Raw genomic sequence first — 16,630 nt, 5'->3', positions numbered from 1 at the left:
GTAGGATAACCGGGCCGTTTTTGCCCGCGACTCCCCAACCCCCGATCGATGACAGACGACGCCGAGCGGACGTACTCCGGGGTCCTGGGCGCGTTCCCCTACGCGCTCCGAACGAGCGACTCCCGACTGTTCCGGAGCTACGCCGTCGTCGGAGGCCTGCTCGCCGGGCTCCTCACGTTCTACTTCGCCGCCGCGCTGACGGTGCAGGTGGCGAACACCCTCGCGGGCCCGGGCGGCGTGTTCACCTTCTCGCGGGCACTGTACGTCTTCGTCGGCCTGCTCGTCGTCGCCCCGATACTCGGTCCAGTCCTGTTCGTCGCCCGGAGACACCGACGGGTGGGAAGCGATACGGGCTACGACCGACAGATGGCCGTCCTCGGCTACCTGTTCCTGCTCTCGGTCTACCTGGCGGTCGTCATCTCGATGCCGGCCGAGTTCACGCTGGACGGCGAGACCGTCACCCGGCCCGCCCCGAGCGGGCTATTCGCGCCGGTCGTCGCCCTGCTGTACGCGATGCCCCCGATTACGAGTCCCCTGCCGCCGCTGCTGGTGACGGTGGCGATGGTGCTCGCGGACCGACGACGAAACCCGGAAGGTGCCTGAGTCGGTAGCTGTGGGTATGACCGAGAAGACCGCCACGTTCCTCGTGACGGAGGCCGACGACGGGTCGGTCGTCCTGCGCGACGTGAACACCGGCCAGATTCACACCCTCTCCGAGAACGATGGGTTCGAGCGCCTCATGGTCGTCGAGGCGACGCTCGCGCCAGTGCCGCCGATGGAGGTCGTCTGGGAGATTCGTGAGGAGTCGTCGCGCTGGACCGTCGAGGTCGTCGACAGCGACCTCTCGCCGACCACGCAGGCGATGGAGATCGCCGAGGAGCAGGAAGTCGGCGACGTCGAACGCGTCGAGCGCGCCGGAACCGGCGAGATACACGTCATCTCCGTCCCGCCGGAGCAGACCGAGGAGGCGGCACGGGACGTGCTCGAGGACGACGAGACCGTCGCCCGTGCCGCCCGGCTGGACGCGGTTCGGGTCGAGGTTCGACGGTCGACCGAGGAGGGCGTGCTGAACGTCAGGTATCTGCCGGACTGAGGGTCCTCGTCCTTCCGAACGGCCGTCCCCCGGCCGCCAGCGTCTACGGCTCGGGGCCGGCCTTGCTCTGTACCTTCCAACCACCCTGGACGCCACAGGCCTCCCTGACGGTGTACTCGATAGCTGTCTCCGGCGTCAGCTCCGGCCCGCCCTCGACCTCCTCCACCCGCAAGGGCACGTCGTAGGTACTGCCGCAGCAGCCGACGTCGACGAACTCGACCCACACGTCGCCCGGTTCTGCGGTCCCGTGTTTCTTCCGCAACCACGCCCGGAAGTGGCTCGTGTCGACCTGCTGGCGACCCCAGCCGGAGAGGTCCTCGGGATAGGAGACGACGACTCGCGTCGCGGTGTGTGTCATACCGTGTCGTAGTGGCGGGGAGGACAAAAGGATGACTCGGGACGAGGGGCGGGATTTCCAACCGCCTGCGGACACGCAGATAAGAAGGCTTAGGTGGTCCGATACCGGACCGGTCGCCATGAGCAAGTTCGAGGTACCGGAGATCGACTACACCCGGTACTCGAACCGCCAGCTGGCGGCGGTCCCCCTCGCGCTCCTCGCCGTCGCGCTGGTGGTGTTACTCGGGTGGTACGTCATGTTCGGCACACCGGTCGGCCTTTCGACCGACTTCACCGGTGGGACCGAACTCACGGTACAGACAGATACGCCGCGCAACGAACTCACGTCGAAGTTCGACGCCGAGGTGCTGTCGGTCCAGCAAGTGCAGGGACCGAACATCCAGGAACCGACCTACATCCTCACGTTCGGCCCCGAAGCCGAGGGTGACGAGCTGGCCCAGACGGCCCGTGACGAGCTACAGCCCGCCTGTTCGGACTGTAACACCGTCCTCTCACGGCAGTCCACGAGCGCACGGTTCGCGTCGACGGCCCAGACGACCGCACTGTACGGCATCGTTGCTGCGTTCGCAGGGATGAGCATCCTCGCGTTCCTGTTCTTCCGGTCGTTCGTCCCCTCTATCGCCATCGTCCTCTCCGCGTTCTCCGACATCGTCATCCCGCTCGCGATGATGAACCTGCTGGGCATCAAACTCTCACTCGGCACCGTCGCCGCGCTGCTGATGCTCATCGGGTACTCGGTGGACTCGGACATCCTGCTGAACAACCACGTCCTCCGGCGGTCGGGTGAGTTCTACGAGAGCGTCCACCGCGCGATGGAGACCGGTGTGACGATGACCGTCACCTCACTGTCCGCGATGGCAGTCATGGCCGTCGTCGCCTACCTGTTCGGCATCGACCTGATGGCCTCCATCGGTATCGTACTGGTGCTCGGCCTCGCGACCGACCTCGTGAACACCTACATGTTGAATCTCAGCCTGCTTCGCTGGTACAAGCTCGGGGAGGTGACCCCGCAATGAACCTCCGTGAGAACTGGCGCGTCATCGTGCTCGTCCTCATGCTCGTCGGAAGCGGCGTCATCCTGTTCACACCCGGACTTGTGGGCGGCGAGACGACCGGCCCGACGAACCTCCAGTACGGCCTGGAACTCGACGGCGGGACCCGCCTGCGGGCACCGGTCGTCGGGATGACCGCGGAGAAGGTCGACGTCTCGACTACCGGAAACCCGACGGCCCTTCGCGACGCGGTCGCGGACAACCTCAGCATCCCGACCCGTGACGTCTACGTCCAGCCGCGGAGCGGTACCGTCGAGGTGTTCAACGACAGCATCTCGAAGGAGGAGTTCGCCACTGTGCTCAATCAGCAGGGCGTGACCACGCAGGAGGGGTCGCAGGTCACGACAGACGACATCAGAGACGGCGTCACCCAGGCGACCCGGCAGCAGGTCGTCGACACCATCAACCGGAAGCTCTCCGAGACGGGCCTCTCCGGTGGTTCCGCGACCATCGCCACGACCGTCGACGGCGACAAGTACATTGTCGTCGAGGCACCGAACCGCGACGCGGAGGAGCTGAAGAAGCTCGTCAACGACCGTGGTATCGTCGAGGTGCACGCGCGCTATCCCGGCAGTAACGGGACGATGGAGGAACAGCGCCTCCTCACCTACGAGGACCTCCGCCGCGTCGGTGACCCCGAGGTGAGCCAGGAGGGTGTCCACCAGGTTCCGGTCGTCCTCACGCAGGACGCTGCAAAGGACTTCTCGAACATCCTCCAGCAGACCGGCTTCACGTCCGACGGCGTGAGCTCGTGTCCGCGTGACGTGCCCGAGGGTGAGAAGAACAGCGAGGGCTACTGTCTCGTCACCATCGTCAACGGCGAGGTCACGGCGACGCACTCGCTCGGGCCGTCGCTCGCGAACTCGATGAATCAGGGGACGTTCGTCGACGACCCGCGATTCGTCATGACCGCCACGAACGAGTCCGAGGCACGTGACATCGCGGTCAACCTGCGTGCCGGTGCGCTCCGCGCCCCGCTCGACTTCGACAACGCGCAGGTCTACTCGCTCGAACCCGCGCTCGCGGACCGGTTCAAGACGAACTCCCTCATCACCGGACTCATCGCCGTGCTGGCCGTCAGCGGCGTCGTCTACCTTCGCTACGGCGAGCCGAAGATCGCGGTGCCGATGATCGTTACCGCGCTCGCGGAGGTCGTGCTCCTGCTCGGCTTCGTCGCCGCTGTCAGATTGCCGCTCGACCTCTCGCACATCGCCGGGTTCATCGCCGTCATCGGGACGGGTGTGGACGACCTCATCATCATCGCCGACGAGGTGATGTCCGAGGGCGAGGTGAGCTCCTCGCGCGTCTTCCAGTCGCGCTTCCGGAAGGCGTTCTGGGTCATCGGCGCTGCCGCCGCGACGACCATCATCGCGATGTCGCCGCTCGCGGTCCTCTCGCTGGGCGACCTCCGCGGGTTCGCCATCGTGACCATCCTCGGCGTGCTCATCGGCGTACTCATCACGCGGCCGGCCTACGGTGACATCCTCCGGTCGCTGACGACCGGCGAGCACTGACGGTCGTCGACGAGCCGCCGTCGTTCACGTTTTCGCGATATTAGGCCGACTCTCCTTCACCGTTCAGCGACAAGCCTCGCTCGATGACCAGTCGACCGACCCGTCGTCGGTTCGGTGGGGTGCTCGCCGTCGCCGGGCTGTCGCTCCTGGGCGGCTGTCTCACGACCGACATCGGCATCCAGGCACCCGGTATCGAGGACTCGACGGTCTTCTCGTCGGTGTCACGAACCGAGTCGTGGGCGACCTCGACGACGCGGGCCAAGGTCACGCTCCGGCCGCAGGCGACGCGCAAACTCGGCGTCACCGAGCTCATCGTGATGAAAGACGGCAGTAGCTACTACACGACCACGCTGAAACCGACAGCGACGAGCGCCGAAATCGTCCTGCCGACGACCGGGAGCGCCGTGGTGGTCGCCGTCGACTCGGACGGGAACCCCATCGACCAGCAGGAGATGAGGGTCACGGGCAGTCGCTGGCTGTGAGGAGGGGGGCCGGACTCAGAAGTCGCCCAGCCCGGACTGCTCGTTCGCCGCGAGGACGTCCCGGCAGGTCGACCACGATTCGCGGGCGAACGGGGGGACTGCACCGTGGTCGGCGACGTACGATTCGAGGAACTCGCGCGTCGTCGGGTCGCTCGGGTAGCCCGAGCCCACGTCGCCGTACTCCTCGGCCAATCGGGCCATCTGTGCGTCGCGTTCGACCTTCGCGACGATGCTGGCCGCGGCGACGATGGGGTAGGTCTCGTCGGCGCCGTGTTCGGCGTGGACCGAGAGGTCGCCCGCGGCGAACTCTCTTACTCGTCGAGCGAACCGTTCCTCGCTGGTGTCACCCGCGTCGACGACGCCGGAGAGGCAGTGTTCGCCGCCGATGCTGTCTTCGCCGCCGAGTTCGCTGGCGCCGACTCCCGCGTCGTCCAGCGCCTCGGCGTGCGCCGCGACGGTCAGCGTGTTCATGTCGGTCTCCGGGTCGTCGATCCGTTCGGGCGTGATCTCTGCGACGCCGATTCGGAGACGGTCGTCCTCGCGGATGACAGCGGCGAGCTCCTCGCGCTTCGCGGGCGAGAGTCGCTTCGAGTCGTCGACCCCCTCGGGGACGGCGGTTTCTGGGTCTATCGACTCGTCGGGGACGACCACCGCGGCGGCCCACATCGACCCGAAGACGGGTCCCTTGCCGGCCTCGTCGACGCCGAATCGCATCTGGGTCGGAGGTTCTCGTGCTGCAGTCTTGTAGAATGCGGTCTATCCGGCGGTGGGATTCGCGGTGTTCATCGCTCTCTCGTGGCGTCCGTCGTTTCGTCCGAGCCGTCCGTTAATCACGACGGAAATGAATACAGCACCACACCCTCCCCAGCCGATTCGTTCGATTCCGCTGCGCTCCATCTCACTCATCCCTCGCACGCTTCTGACTCGGTGTCTCGCTTTCGCTCGCCACCCGAGTCAGCGCGCGCCACCCGGTCGTCGCTATGAATGAGGCGACATCGGAAGCGAATCGACAGAAGAACACCTCAGAGACGCAGCTACTCCTCGTCGCGGATGTAGTCCGGGTCGTCGAACGCCTCGTCCTCGCCCTCGACCTTCAGCACGTCCAGCGCCGTTACGGTCGCCTCGACGCCGAGGAGGCCGGCGAGCGAGGGCTCGGTCCGGCCGTCGTCGCCGCTGATGAGTTCCTTGATGTAGAGGCCACCTTCGCCGTGGATCTCGACGGTCGCGTGGGTCGCGTCTTCGAGCGCTGCGGAGATATCGTAGACGGTCCGCTCGCGGTCGAGGCTGGCTCGCCGGTGGTCGACGCGCTGTGGCGTGTGCTGAACGACGGTGGTTCCGTGGAGTTCGTCGACTGCTGCGTCGAGGTCGGCTTCGGTGACCTCGCCGCCGAACTCGACTTCTGCCCTGTAGGTCTTCGAGGCGTCGAGCTCCTTGACGCGCTCGACCATCTCGTGGGTCGCGAGGCGGAGGCCCTCGACCTCGACGGAGCCGCCGGCTTCCTCGTTGATTCTGGCTTCGAGGGCTGCGGCATCCGGGTCGCGCTTGCGCGGGTTCTTCACCTCGACGACGAACGGGCGACCCGTGCCGAGCATCAGGGCGTCGACGTCCTCGCGGCCGGCACCGTGGAAGACCGCCTCGTCGCCGTCCATCGCCTCGAGGACGTGCGGGGCGACGAAGCTCTCGACGCTGTCGTCGTAGAGGTAGCCCGAGCCACCGCAGTAGTCACACGGCTCCTCGCCCTCGTCGGTCGAGAGCTGGACGCCCGACCCGCCGCACTCGCGGCAGGGCCAGTCTGTCTGGGGGATGTCGCGCTCCAGCTTGCGGTAGCGCCCGAAGACGAACGCGGGGTTGACCTGTACGTCGACGGCGTGGCTGGACGGGTCCTCGCCGGCGCGTTCGAGGTCGAGGACGGCCAGGATGTCGGGGCGGTCGAAGTCGACGTCCGTGCCCGTGAGGCGGCCGACGCGCTTGCCGACCTCGCGGTTGAACTCGGACTTGAACGTCTCGCCGGCGTCGGCCTCCATGCCCGCGTCCTCCCGGAACAGCTTCTCGTTCTCCTCGACCAGCGGCGGGGCGCGGGTACCGACCTGGTAGGTCGCGAACTCGACGCCCGCCAGTCCGTCGGCGACGAGCTCCGCGTAGGTGTCGAAGCGGGCGGTGTGGCCCTCGCAGACCCAGCAGTCCTCGCGGTCGGGCGACTCGTACGGCTCGTCGTCGTCGAGGGCGATACTCACGCGGAGCGCCTTCCCGCGCTCTTCGTTGGTCAGGCCGAAGCTCCGGTCGGCGAACGGGCGACCGAGACAGGGGTCGCAGACGGGGCCGGTCGCGACCAGCTTCCTGGCCGTATCGAGCAGGTTCATTACCGGACTGCAGACGCTCGCCGGCTTAGTTCCTTGTCATCCCCGTTCGACCGTCGCCGCAGGCTCCTTCGACGCGCCTTTCTCCCCGGCCGGCGCACCGTCTGTCATGCGCCAGTTCATCGTCCTCGGCCACGACGCCCCGACGACGGCCGACTTCTCGCTCGACGCGCTCGCCAGCGAGGCGGGCCGCATGGACCTGCTCGCCCGCTGTCTGAACGCCGCGTTCCTCTCCAGCCACGGCCTCAGAGAGGACGTCCGCGTTCACCTCGTCCTCGGCGACGAGTACACCGTCACCGTCGACGGGAGCGAGGTCCGCAACCTCCACCCGGACGAGCGCTCCATCGCGGCGCTGGTTCGGAACGCCCTCGACCACCGCGAGGACGCAATCGGCCACATGCCCGCGGAGGCGTCGCCCGGCGTCTCCATCCGACGGTTCGGCTTCGAGACGCTCCTCGGAGAGGTCGCCCGCGAGGGGACCGTCGTCCAGCTCCACGAGGACGGCGAGCCGCTCGCGGAAGCCGCGGTCCCCGATGACCCGATATTCGTCCTCTCGGACCACAACGACTTCACCGACGAGGAGGAGTCGCTGCTCGCCGACGCGGCCGACCTGCGCGTCCGACTCGGTCCTCGCCTGCTCCACGCCGACCACGCCATCACCGTGGCGCACCACTGCCTCGATACGCAGGGCTACCGACAGTTCTGACTCGCCGAGAACGTGCCAGATTAAGTGCCCGGAGGTAGCATGGCCTACGATGACCGACGCTTCGAGCATCCCAGCATCCTGCAATTTCTGTGACAGACGCGTCGCACGGACGGCACTCGACGAGTGTCACTCGCTTCGCGTCCACGGCGGCGACGGTGCCGACATCGACCAGCTCGCCTGCCCGCACTGCTTCGACGAGATCGCGGCCCTGACCGACGACATGGAGCCGCGCGAACTCGACGATTCCGACGCGGCCGCCCTCGCGGCCGAGTCGTGTTCGTGCAGTCTCTGCGGGAACGACGCGGCCGTGAGTGGCGGGACGCTCCTCGTCGCCGACGACACCGCGTACGCCCTCTGCTCGGGCTGTACGGACGTCTTCGACCAGTTCTGCGCGAACGTCCCCGAGGTCGAACCGGCGGAGGAGACGGTCGGTGACGTCGTCGAAGGCGAGGCTGAAGCCGCGTCCGATGCTGGCTCCGAAGCCGCGTCCGAATCGGCTTCCGCGACGGCCGAGACGGTGGAGACGGTAGACACGGCAGACGACACCGACAGCAGCGACCTCGGTACGGTCCTCGAGTCCGGGCTGGACGACGTTGAGTTCGACGACGAGGTCCGCTTCGACATCCGGCGGGAATCCCGCGAGGGCGACGCCGTCGTGTTCACCGTGGAGGGGTCCGTCGACCGCGCCGAGACGAGCTACATCGGCGGGTCGACGGTATACGTCGCCGGCGACGACGGCGAGACCTACCGGCTCGAATCGAGCTTCTCGTCCGAGGCGGTTCGCGTCGGCACGGTGGACGGCCACGACGTGAACTTCAAGGGTCACCTCGACGAACTCGTTCGGATCGAGTAACCTGCTACCGGCTGGCGAAAGGTCGCCGATTCGCAAGGGTTAAAAGTAATCCTGCCCTCGTTCTATACGCGGGCCGGTGGGGTAGCTTGGTATCCTTCGGCCTTCGGGTGGCCGTAACCGCGATTCAAATTCGCGCCGGCCCACTTATCCCGCATTTCTACATGACGAGCAGCCGAATGTGAGAACTGAATAGCCCAGACTCCGGACTTTCGTGTCACTTCCCAATGGACACGAAGAGATGAGAGAGTAGTAGTGGTCTCCCACTGGTGTTGGCGACCAGTGCGAGTAGGGGGAGAGGCAGTATATCGCGTGCACCCCCCGGTGACACGCGCACGACGGCCCTTCGGCCGCCGAGGACATTTCCAGTGTTACGTCTGCCTCCCCTTCTATAGGAGAGCGACCGACTATCGAAAAGCCACCCCTTGATGAGATTCGTCACGGGGTGAGTAATCACGTCGCTGAGAGGTGGACCAGAAGCGTCTAGTAGTTCGATGACATCTTCCCGATAGATGGACTTCGATGACGTCCTGACCGTCGTCGACCGGCGATACGACTACCTCGCCGAACTGGTAGACGTGCCCCGGCACAAGCGAGACCTCATCCAGGAACTCGGCGATTCCCGCTCGACCGTCGACCGGGCAACGGACGAACTGATGGCTGCCGGCTTGCTCACCCGAACCGAGGACGGACGCTTCCGGACGACCGTCGCGGGTGACGTCCTTCGGCGGACGGTCGACGAAGCGAGAGAGACGGCGTCCACCATCGTCACCGCCAGGGACCTCCTCGAACACGCGCCGAACGATGTCTCGTTTCCCCCGTCACTCTTTCGCGGAAGCGAGGTGCTCATCGCGAGTGGACCGGCGCCGCTCGAGATGGTCGACAAGGTCACGTCGACCCTGACGAGTGCGGACCGTCTCCGCGCGCTCTCGGTCGCGGACCACGATCCGAGAGCGTTCTACGACCTGTACGAACGGGGCGTCGTCGAGGGCGAACTCGAGGTCGAGGTCGTCTTCACGCCGGCGATGGTCGAGCGTGCGTACGACGCGTACCCGGACATCATGGCCGCCGCGGAGGACAGTTCGACAGTCAGCATCTACTCGTCGGAGTCGGTCCCGTTCGGGCTGTACGTCGTCGAACAGGACGGTGAGTCGACCGCCATCGTCACGCTGTACGACGAGAACCAGCTCATCCAGGGGGGAATCCGGAACTCGGGGGCGGACGCGGTCGCGTGGGCCAGCGAGACGTTCGAGTCGTACCGGGAGGAGGCCGTCGACGCCTTCGCGAACCGCTAGTTCTGACCGTTCTCACCGTCGTTGTAGGATACCCGGACGGCACAGGGGTTATGCCGTCACGTCCCTCACTCTGAGGGGATGACAGACGGCCTGGACGCGGACGTGACGGGGACCGGTGATGCGACCGACTCGCGCGACGAGGTGGTCGAACAGGTCAGAGAACACGCGGGGACCATCGCGAGGGAGCTTGCGCTGTTACAGGGCGGTGATTACGGGCACCGGTCGTTCGATACGGACGCGGCCGAATGGACGGTCAAGTACGAAGGCGGCGCGCTGGAGTATCTCCGCTTCTCGCCGAAGTCGGGCTCCGACGTCTACGTCATCTCGACGAAGCAACCGCCGGAGCCAGAGGACCTCGTGCGAGCGATGGACGACTACGACGCGTTCGTCGAATCGTTCAACACCCACGTCGACTCGCTCGACGGCGTGCTCGACGACGTCTCTCTCGACTTCCCGAGCGTGGCGTCCACCGAGACCGTGGTCGCCGAACGGGACCGCATCGTGACCCGCATCCGTGAGGTCGCAGACGAGATCGCTGGCCAGCTCCACCGGTACGACGGGACCGACTACGGGACGTTCACGAGGTCCGTCGACGGCCGGCGCTGGGAGCTGAAGCGAGAGGGGGCCCGCGTCTCCTACCTCCGCGTCGGCGGCGAGGGCGGCGTCTACTTGCTGTCTCAGTACGAGCCCCCGTCAGCTCCCGAGGTCCGAGAGTACGCACCGGCGTTCGAGGGGTTCGTCAGAGCGTACAACGAGTACGTCGACAAGCTCGAGGCGGACCTCGCCGGGGTCTCGCTCGACGCCGAGAGCGATTGACCGACGAGAGCCGACGGGCGGCCGGGGGACCGACAGCGCGGGTCGAGTGGTTTTCCGTACATTGATGAAGCGCTCGGTCCATCGGTTGGACAGACGGTGTCGTCCGGGGTCCGGTGCGATAGCGGGAGGGTCCGCTTGGTCCTGGGCGTCGCCACCACAGGCAACCATGCTAGTCATCGTGTGCGGGCTACCGGGTGTTGGAAAGACGACCGTCGCAGAGGACGTCGCCGAGCGAGTCGACGCGACGCGCTTCCGGACGGACGTGATACGCAAAGAGCTGTTCGACGACCCAGATTACACCGAGGTCGAGTCGTACATGGTGTACGAGACGCTGTTCGAGCGAGCGAAGGAACTGCTCGGTGAGGGCGAGCGAGTAGTGCTCGACGCGACCTTCCAGCGAGAGGCTGACAGACTCCGGGCGAAGGCGATCGCGTCGCTGCTGGACGTCCCGTTCGACTGCTACGAGGTCACCTGTGACGAAGCCGTCGTCAGAGAACGTATCGCCGCCCGAGAGGGCGATGCGAGCGACGCGGACTTCGAGATCCACCAGTACTACCGAGACATCTTCGACCCGCTGTCGATGCCACACACGACCATCGATAACTCCGGAAGCGAGGAAGAGACTGCGGAACAGGTGGCCGCATGTTTCGAGTCCACCGTGACGCCTCCGACCCAGTAGTCCCCAGACCAGCATCCGGGAAGGGACGAGCGATTTACCGACGTGCGGATCGTGAGCCTCGTGCTCGGCCCGGTACGTGATGAAGTTCCCCGGTTGAGACATCGAACTGCATTCGTTCGGTGCTCCCGGTCGACAAAAAGAGGCCGGTGCGGTGCTCCTCTTCGATCAGAGCGTTCCACCGGGGAAGGGGCTCTCGCTCTCCTCCTCTTCGGGCATCTCCTCGTCCGCGGTCGGTTCGACCGAGAGCGTGTTGAGGATGTTGACCGCAGCGGCGATGTCCTTCTCGTCTTTGACGGCGATCATCGCCATGACCAGGCCATCGGCACCCTCGACGGTGGCGATGTACTTCACGAGCAGGCCCTGGCCGCCGCCACAGTTACCGTGGACGGTGAGGGCGCCCTTCAGGCCGTTGGCGTTCTCGAACTCGGTGGCCTCACCAGCAGTGCAGCTCTTCGGCAGGTCCTTCGTCGACTTGACCAGCTGCATCGGGTCACCCGTCGCGTTCGGGTTGTAGATGACGATCGCACCCGCACCGCCGACTTGCGAGGTCTCCGTCTCGAACGACGAGGCGAACGATTCCATGTTCGGGGCGACGATCAGGGTCAGTCCTGATTCCTCGTCACCGAGTGAGTACTTCTGTGCCCACTCGGTCGGCACCTCGACGCTGATGACGCCGGTCTCGTCCGTGACGAGCGTGAAGTCCGTGTACTCCCCTTCCGTGTCTTCGTCGTCACCGCCAGCCCGCACCAGCGGCAGGGCGAGGGCTGTCGCGCCGAGGACTCCGAGTCCTGTCAGGAAGACGCGGCGGTTCAGGGTCGGCTGTACTGTGTCTGTTGGGTCGGTTTGTATCATATACTCCCCACTCCTCTGGCTAGCGCTGTGGAGACAGTTACTAGCGAGTAACGTACGCCAGTTCCGTGCATAACGCTCCCCTTGATTTGCGCCATTCCCCAGGCTCGAAGGAGTTCCCGGTGATGTGTTCGGTCGCCCGACTCGACCTGCTCGTTCCTTTCGAGGACGTGTCGTAACGGTGGCTCAGGCCACGTTCCCACGACACTGTTCGACGCTGAACCCGAGCCCGAACTCGAACGAATCCGTCTGCGTGATGTTGACGTCGGGTGTTGCGTATCCGCGGGAGATGAGCTCGTCGTTGAACGAGAAGGTCCCATCCCCGTCCTGCTCGACGAAGAAGCCGCCGAACCGGGTATCCGCGTCCGAACCGAGCGCGGTCACGTCACTCGAGGCCGTTTCGTGCGGCCGCTCGGACTCCGGCAGTCGCGGCACCGACGGTCCACCGCTCGACTCTCCGTGGGTCGGCTGACGATTGTTCGCCGCCGGGCTTACCTACGGGTCGCTTCACCCTCCCGAACCGGCTGTTGTCGCGGGATGGACGAGCCGTTCGGGTACCGGTATGGGAGCCCTGCTGAGGTACCAGAAGGGGACTTTGCTGGAGTACCGGCTGAAAGGCCCTGAACCGGATTCGACGGCCTTAACCAGCGACTCGCCCGAGCACCGACAATGACCTACGCCATCGAGGTGACAGACCTCGTCAAGGAGTACGGGGACCTCCGGGCGCTCGACGAGCTCTCGTTGCAGGTCGAGTCGGGCGAGTTCTTCGGTCTGCTCGGTCCGAACGGGGCCGGCAAGACCACGTTCATCAACATCCTCGTCGGTCTGACGCGCAAGACCGGCGGCGAGGCCCGGGTGTTCGGTCACGACGTGGTCGACGACTACCGGCAGGCCAGAGACGCCATCGGCCTGGCGCCACAGGAGTTCAACGTCGACCGCTTCTTCCCCATCGAGGAGGTGCTCGTCCACAAGGCGGGCTACCACGGCATCCCGGAGGACGACGCGCTCGACCGGGCGCACGAGGCACTGAAACGCGTCGGCATCTACGACAAGCGCGAGGAGCGTTTCGACTGGCTCTCGGGTGGGATGAAGCGCCGGCTGCTGCTCGCCCGCGCCCTCGTCACCGACCCGGACCTGCTCATCCTGGACGAGCCGACCGCGGGCGTCGATGTCCAGCTACGCCACGACCTGTGGGAGGTCGTCTCCGACCTGAACGAGGGCGGGACGACCGTCCTCCTCACCACCCACTACATCGAGGAGGCGGAGCGGCTCTGCGACCGCGTCGCCATCGTCAACGAGGGCTCGAAGGTCGAGGTCGCCACGCCAGACGAACTGATGGGCCGCGGGACGGACATCATCACGGTCACGCTGCGGGACCCGCCCGCGGTGGCACCCGAGCTGAACGGGACGCTCGACCGGGTCGAGTCCGTCGAACTCGACGGCGACCAGCTACGCGTTCGAGCCACCGAGGGCGGGGCGGTCGCCCCGGCGCTCCTGAACGAACTCGAGGCGATGGGACACGAGATACTCGACCTCGACATCTCGCGGACCTCGCTCGAAGAGATATTCGTCGAGATGACGGGTGACGGCCGATGATGGGGCTCTCGACCGGCACGTGGGCGCTGACGAAGCGGGAGATCCTCCGGTACGTCCGCCGCCCCCGGAACACGTTCCTGCCGCCGTTCATCAACAACGTGCTCTACTTCGCCGTCTTCGGCGTCATCCTCGGGAGCCGCATCGGCGAGTACGCCGGCGGCATCCCCTACATCACGTTCGTCCTGCCCGGACTCGTCGTCCTCGGCGCGGTCTCGAACGGCTTCGAGAACGCCTCGTTCAGTATCTTCCACGGTCGGTGGAACGAGTACATCCACGAGGTGCTGACGTCGCCGTTGTCGTACCGCCAGCTGGCGTTCGCCTACGTCGCCGCGAGTACCCTTCGGGGCGTCCTCGTCGCCGTCATCATCGCCGTTATCGGCGTCTCGTTCACCCTGCTCAACCCCGCGTACGGCCTCGTGACGGTCGCCCACCCCATCTACCTCGTCGTCTCGCTCGTGCTCGTCGCCGCGCTGTTCGCCTGCTTCGGGATACTCGGCGGGCTCTGGGCGCGGGACTTCGACTACCTGACCGTGCTCAACCAGTTCATCATCCGGCCGCTGGTCTTCTTCGGCGGCGTGTTCTATCCGCTCTCGGCCCTCGAAGGAACGGGCATCTGGTACGACCTGTCGTTCCTCAACCCGATGGTCTACATGGTCAACGCGGTCCGGTACGGGTTCCTCGACTTCGCGGAGGTCGACCCGGTGCTCTCCCTTGGCGTGCTCGTCGTCGCCACGGCCGTCGTCTTCGCCGTCGACGTGGCACTCATCAGGCGCGGCTACGGGTTGATGGAGTAGCTGGCTTCCGCCACTGCTCGTCTCCCCTTCCCTCCCTCTACGAGTAGTCCTTTCTCCCCCGCGCCTGAACCACCGGTATGACCGAGCGCTGGACCCACGGCCAGACCATCGTGAACGACGTACGCCTCCACTACGTCGAGGCGGGTGACCCCGAGGCGGAGACCGTCCTTCTGCTCCACGGCTTCCCCGAGTTCTGGTACTCTTGGCACGAGCAGATTCCGGAACTCGCCGAGGCCGGCTACCACGTCGTCGCGCCCGACATGCGGGGATACAACCGCTCGGAGAAGCCCCACGGCGTCGCCGCCTACTGCATCTCGGAACTCTCGATGGACGTCGCTGAACTCGCCCGGCAGTTCGACGAGTCGGTTCACCTTGTCGGCCACGACTGGGGTGGCGGCGTCGCCTGGGACGTGGCGGCCCGGTTCCCCGACGTGGTCGAGTCGCTCACCATCATGAACGCGCCGCACCCCGGACCGTTCGAGCGGGAGCTTCGCGGCAACCCGGAACAGCGACGCCGCTCGTGGTACATGGCGTTCTTCCAGCTGCCGTGGCTCCCGGAGTGGTTCCTGACGCGGAAGGACTGTGCCGTCTTCGAGGACCTGTTCGGTGACGCAGCCCGACGTGAAGACGCATTCACCGACGCGGACCTCGCCCGTTACCGGCACGCCTTCTCCCGCCCGGGAGCCGCCACCTCGGCGCTCAACTACTACCGGGCGCTGTTCCGGGAGAACGTGAAGGACCGGGTCCCGTTTATGCGGGGCGATACCGCGAGGAAGCAGGTCGACGTGCCCACGCTCGTCCTCTGGGGCGAGGCGGACACCGCGCTCGTGCCGGAACTGACGGAAGGGCTGGACGAGTGGGTAGCCGACTGCCGCGTCGTCCGGATTTCCGACGCGAGCCACTGGGTCCAGCTGGACGCCCCCGACCGGGTCACCGAAGAACTCCTCGATTTCGTGGAGTACCACCGATAAGCGCCGAGGGAACGTACTCTCTGCATGGCCCGACACAACCGCTGCAACATCTGTGGCCGCGACTTCGACGAGGGGGGAAGCCTGAAGGAACACGTCGCGCGACGCCACCCGAAAGAGGACGTCCACTGGTGGGTCGTCGCCGAGAACCCCGGCCGAGACCTCCAGTTCGAAGCTCGCTGACGGCCGGACTTTTCTACCCCGCGAGCCACGGCTTCGATATGAACCTCTCCGACGATACGGCCGACGGGGCGGCAGACCGCGACCCGCTCGCCTGGGAGACGACCGACTCCTGGGTCGGCTACGAGTGCCCCGGGTTCGACGTCGTCCACGACGAGGTGACGCTGCCCGACGGCACCGAGACCGATTTCGACTACGTCGACGAACCCCACGCCGTGGTCGTCCTCCCGTTCACCACTGGCGGCGACGTGGTGGTCATCGAGGAGTGGCGGCAGGCCGTCGGCCACGTCAACCGCGGCCTCCCCGCCGGTACCGTCGAACCCGAGGACGACGACCTCGCCCTCGCCGCGAAGCGCGAACTCACCGAGGAGACCGGCTACGTCGCAGACCGCGTCGAACACCTGACGACCATCGAACCGGCCAACGGCATCGCTAACTCGGTCCACCATCACTTCGTCGCCTACGGCTGCGAGGACGCGGACGAACAGGACCTCGACTTCAACGAGAGCATCCGCGTCGACGTGGCGGAGTACGACGACTTGCTCGCCGACGTCCAGTCGGGCGACATCCGGGATGGCCGGGCCGTGACCGGGCTCATGTACTACGAGCTGTTCCGCGAGCAGCACGACGTTTGAGCCGAATTCTCGTTGCACCAAATTCTGAAACGACAAACTGGCGCGCGCTGGCGAGCGTGCTCGAACGAAGTGAGAGCCGCGAGCTGAAGCTGCGCGAGGGATGAGTGAGACGGAACGGAACGAAGTGGAGTGAGTCGAGCGAATCGGCTGGGGAGGGAAGCGAGGCGACGAAGTCGCCTCGTGGCGAGCGGCGAGCGTCAGCGAGCCGTGAGTAGTGGAGGCGGTGCGGTTGCTGTTGCGGTCTCTCGTCGCTATCGTGATTCCCGAATTCGTTTCCTGAACCAACCTCCGCACCACTCTCCAACCGCACTCTCACGAAAACACACGACACTTCAAGTACGAACAGGCGGCCAGAACCCCCATCCTGTAACGACAGACGCCCTGCGAACTCGGCGGGTGTGCGGCCC

General features: G+C 66.1%; 19 protein-coding genes, 1 tRNA gene and 1 pseudogene. 16 read left to right on the top strand and 5 right to left on the bottom strand.

Going from position 1 to position 16,630, the window contains the following annotated elements:
- Positions 1–48 precede the first annotated feature (48 nt).
- The gene (locus ACSC1Y_RS06555) at positions 49–603 is read left to right on the top strand and encodes a DUF8056 family protein (protein ID WP_435333896.1); all 555 of its coding nucleotides are present in this window, start codon (positions 49–51) and stop codon (positions 601–603) included.
- Between the two features lie 16 nt (positions 604–619).
- On the top strand, positions 620–1,093 hold the full coding sequence (locus ACSC1Y_RS06550; protein WP_435333895.1) for a DUF5812 family protein: 474 nt from the start codon (positions 620–622) through the stop codon (positions 1,091–1,093).
- A gap of 43 nt (positions 1,094–1,136) precedes the next feature.
- Here the strand turns inward: ACSC1Y_RS06550 and ACSC1Y_RS06545 are convergent, their stop codons facing one another.
- Positions 1,137–1,451 (bottom strand): DUF7968 family protein, encoded by a 315-nt coding sequence (locus tag ACSC1Y_RS06545; protein ID WP_435333894.1) that lies wholly within the window; start codon positions 1,449–1,451, stop codon positions 1,137–1,139.
- 118 nt (positions 1,452–1,569) lie between these two features.
- Here ACSC1Y_RS06545 and secF point away from each other — a divergent pair, with 118 nt between their 5' ends.
- The 3 genes from secF (at position 1,570) to ACSC1Y_RS06530 (ending at position 4,498) form a co-directional block, all read left to right on the top strand.
- Positions 1,570–2,466 (top strand): protein translocase subunit SecF, encoded by an 897-nt coding sequence (secF, locus tag ACSC1Y_RS06540; protein ID WP_435333893.1) that lies wholly within the window; start codon positions 1,570–1,572, stop codon positions 2,464–2,466.
- Complete coding sequence (locus tag ACSC1Y_RS06535; protein ID WP_435333892.1) at positions 2,463–4,016, top strand: preprotein translocase subunit SecD; 1,554 nt, start codon at positions 2,463–2,465, stop codon at positions 4,014–4,016. The genes secF and ACSC1Y_RS06535 overlap by 4 nt, the downstream gene beginning before the upstream one ends.
- A gap of 83 nt (positions 4,017–4,099) precedes the next feature.
- Positions 4,100–4,498 (top strand): hypothetical protein, encoded by a 399-nt coding sequence (locus ACSC1Y_RS06530; protein ID WP_435333891.1) that lies wholly within the window; start codon positions 4,100–4,102, stop codon positions 4,496–4,498.
- A gap of 15 nt (positions 4,499–4,513) precedes the next feature.
- On the opposite strand, the gene rnhB is transcribed toward ACSC1Y_RS06530, so the two are convergent.
- Positions 4,514–5,212, bottom strand: a complete 699-nt coding sequence (gene rnhB, locus ACSC1Y_RS06525; RefSeq protein WP_435333890.1) for a ribonuclease HII — start codon at positions 5,210–5,212, stop codon at positions 4,514–4,516.
- A gap of 320 nt (positions 5,213–5,532) precedes the next feature.
- Complete coding sequence (locus tag ACSC1Y_RS06520) at positions 5,533–6,858, bottom strand: tRNA pseudouridine(54/55) synthase Pus10 (protein WP_435333889.1); 1,326 nt, start codon at positions 6,856–6,858, stop codon at positions 5,533–5,535.
- 106 nt (positions 6,859–6,964) lie between these two features.
- Here ACSC1Y_RS06520 and trmY point away from each other — a divergent pair, with 106 nt between their 5' ends.
- From trmY to ACSC1Y_RS06490, 6 genes are all read left to right on the top strand, one after another.
- Positions 6,965–7,561, top strand: coding sequence for a tRNA (pseudouridine(54)-N(1))-methyltransferase TrmY (gene trmY / locus ACSC1Y_RS06515; RefSeq protein WP_435333888.1), 597 nt, complete (start codon positions 6,965–6,967; stop codon positions 7,559–7,561).
- 49 nt (positions 7,562–7,610) lie between these two features.
- Positions 7,611–8,414 carry a hypothetical protein gene (locus ACSC1Y_RS06510; protein WP_435333887.1) on the top strand — a complete coding sequence of 268 codons (804 nt, stop codon included), beginning with the start codon at positions 7,611–7,613 and terminating at the stop codon, positions 8,412–8,414.
- Between the two features lie 70 nt (positions 8,415–8,484).
- Positions 8,485–8,557: transfer RNA gene (locus ACSC1Y_RS06505), tRNA-Pro, on the top strand.
- Positions 8,558–8,923: 366 nt separating this feature from the next.
- Positions 8,924–9,706 (top strand): helix-turn-helix transcriptional regulator, encoded by a 783-nt coding sequence (locus tag ACSC1Y_RS06500; protein ID WP_435333886.1) that lies wholly within the window; start codon positions 8,924–8,926, stop codon positions 9,704–9,706.
- Between the two features lie 78 nt (positions 9,707–9,784).
- On the top strand, positions 9,785–10,522 hold the full coding sequence (locus tag ACSC1Y_RS06495; protein WP_435333885.1) for a profilin-fold protein: 738 nt from the start codon (positions 9,785–9,787) through the stop codon (positions 10,520–10,522).
- A 166-nt stretch (positions 10,523–10,688) separates the two neighbouring features.
- Positions 10,689–11,201 carry a P-loop nucleotide/nucleoside kinase family protein gene (locus tag ACSC1Y_RS06490; protein WP_435333884.1) on the top strand — a complete coding sequence of 171 codons (513 nt, stop codon included), beginning with the start codon at positions 10,689–10,691 and terminating at the stop codon, positions 11,199–11,201.
- 165 nt (positions 11,202–11,366) lie between these two features.
- Here the strand turns inward: ACSC1Y_RS06490 and ACSC1Y_RS06485 are convergent, their stop codons facing one another.
- On the bottom strand, positions 11,367–12,053 hold the full coding sequence (locus ACSC1Y_RS06485) for a hypothetical protein (protein WP_435333883.1): 687 nt from the start codon (positions 12,051–12,053) through the stop codon (positions 11,367–11,369).
- Positions 12,054–12,236: 183 nt separating this feature from the next.
- Positions 12,237–12,485: a hypothetical protein gene (locus ACSC1Y_RS06480; RefSeq protein WP_435333882.1), complete on the bottom strand. Its 249-nt coding sequence runs from the start codon at positions 12,483–12,485 to the stop codon at positions 12,237–12,239.
- Between the two features lie 234 nt (positions 12,486–12,719).
- On the opposite strand from ACSC1Y_RS06480, the pseudogene ACSC1Y_RS06475 reads away from it, so the two are divergent.
- The 5 genes and pseudogenes from ACSC1Y_RS06475 to ACSC1Y_RS06455 form a co-directional block, all read left to right on the top strand.
- Positions 12,720–13,631, top strand: a pseudogene (locus ACSC1Y_RS06475) (ABC transporter ATP-binding protein); the annotation flags it as partial.
- An 11-nt stretch (positions 13,632–13,642) separates the two neighbouring features.
- Entirely contained in the window at positions 13,643–14,440 is a 798-nt protein-coding gene (locus ACSC1Y_RS06470; RefSeq protein WP_435333880.1) for an ABC transporter permease, read from the top strand.
- Between the two features lie 77 nt (positions 14,441–14,517).
- Positions 14,518–15,411, top strand: a complete 894-nt coding sequence (locus ACSC1Y_RS06465; RefSeq protein ID WP_435333878.1) for an alpha/beta fold hydrolase — start codon at positions 14,518–14,520, stop codon at positions 15,409–15,411.
- Between the two features lie 24 nt (positions 15,412–15,435).
- Positions 15,436–15,591: a C2H2-type zinc finger protein gene (locus ACSC1Y_RS06460; protein WP_435333877.1), complete on the top strand. Its 156-nt coding sequence runs from the start codon at positions 15,436–15,438 to the stop codon at positions 15,589–15,591.
- Positions 15,592–15,629: 38 nt separating this feature from the next.
- On the top strand, positions 15,630–16,223 hold the full coding sequence (locus tag ACSC1Y_RS06455; protein WP_435333876.1) for an NUDIX hydrolase: 594 nt from the start codon (positions 15,630–15,632) through the stop codon (positions 16,221–16,223).
- Positions 16,224–16,630: the final 407 nt, after the last annotated feature.

Source organism: Haloarchaeobius lipolyticus (assembly GCF_051208015.1).
GTDB lineage: Archaea > Halobacteriota > Halobacteria > Halobacteriales > Natrialbaceae > Haloarchaeobius.
The sequence above is the reverse complement of the archived record's forward strand: the minus strand, read 5'-3'. Positions and strand labels throughout refer to the sequence as shown.

Bases quoted from the DNA above. Each gene is read 5' to 3' on its own strand.
- ACSC1Y_RS06555 (WP_435333896.1), top strand. From the start codon at position 49: ATGACAGACGACGCCGAGCGGACGTACTCCGGGGTCCTGGGCGCGTTC.
- ACSC1Y_RS06550 (WP_435333895.1), top strand. From the start codon at position 620: ATGACCGAGAAGACCGCCACGTTCCTCGTGACGGAGGCCGACGACGGG.
- ACSC1Y_RS06545 (WP_435333894.1), bottom strand. From the start codon at position 1,451: ATGACACACACCGCGACGCGAGTCGTCGTCTCCTATCCCGAGGACCTC.
- secF (WP_435333893.1), top strand. From the start codon at position 1,570: ATGAGCAAGTTCGAGGTACCGGAGATCGACTACACCCGGTACTCGAAC.
- ACSC1Y_RS06535 (WP_435333892.1), top strand. From the start codon at position 2,463: ATGAACCTCCGTGAGAACTGGCGCGTCATCGTGCTCGTCCTCATGCTC.
- ACSC1Y_RS06530 (WP_435333891.1), top strand. From the start codon at position 4,100: ATGACCAGTCGACCGACCCGTCGTCGGTTCGGTGGGGTGCTCGCCGTC.
- rnhB (WP_435333890.1), bottom strand. From the start codon at position 5,212: ATGCGATTCGGCGTCGACGAGGCCGGCAAGGGACCCGTCTTCGGGTCG.
- ACSC1Y_RS06520 (WP_435333889.1), bottom strand. From the start codon at position 6,858: ATGAACCTGCTCGATACGGCCAGGAAGCTGGTCGCGACCGGCCCCGTC.
- trmY (WP_435333888.1), top strand. From the start codon at position 6,965: ATGCGCCAGTTCATCGTCCTCGGCCACGACGCCCCGACGACGGCCGAC.
- ACSC1Y_RS06510 (WP_435333887.1), top strand. From the start codon at position 7,611: ATGACCGACGCTTCGAGCATCCCAGCATCCTGCAATTTCTGTGACAGA.
- ACSC1Y_RS06500 (WP_435333886.1), top strand. From the start codon at position 8,924: ATGGACTTCGATGACGTCCTGACCGTCGTCGACCGGCGATACGACTAC.
- ACSC1Y_RS06495 (WP_435333885.1), top strand. From the start codon at position 9,785: ATGACAGACGGCCTGGACGCGGACGTGACGGGGACCGGTGATGCGACC.
- ACSC1Y_RS06490 (WP_435333884.1), top strand. From the start codon at position 10,689: ATGCTAGTCATCGTGTGCGGGCTACCGGGTGTTGGAAAGACGACCGTC.
- ACSC1Y_RS06485 (WP_435333883.1), bottom strand. From the start codon at position 12,053: ATGATACAAACCGACCCAACAGACACAGTACAGCCGACCCTGAACCGC.
- ACSC1Y_RS06470 (WP_435333880.1), top strand. From the start codon at position 13,643: ATGATGGGGCTCTCGACCGGCACGTGGGCGCTGACGAAGCGGGAGATC.
- ACSC1Y_RS06465 (WP_435333878.1), top strand. From the start codon at position 14,518: ATGACCGAGCGCTGGACCCACGGCCAGACCATCGTGAACGACGTACGC.
- ACSC1Y_RS06460 (WP_435333877.1), top strand. From the start codon at position 15,436: ATGGCCCGACACAACCGCTGCAACATCTGTGGCCGCGACTTCGACGAG.
- ACSC1Y_RS06455 (WP_435333876.1), top strand. From the start codon at position 15,630: ATGAACCTCTCCGACGATACGGCCGACGGGGCGGCAGACCGCGACCCG.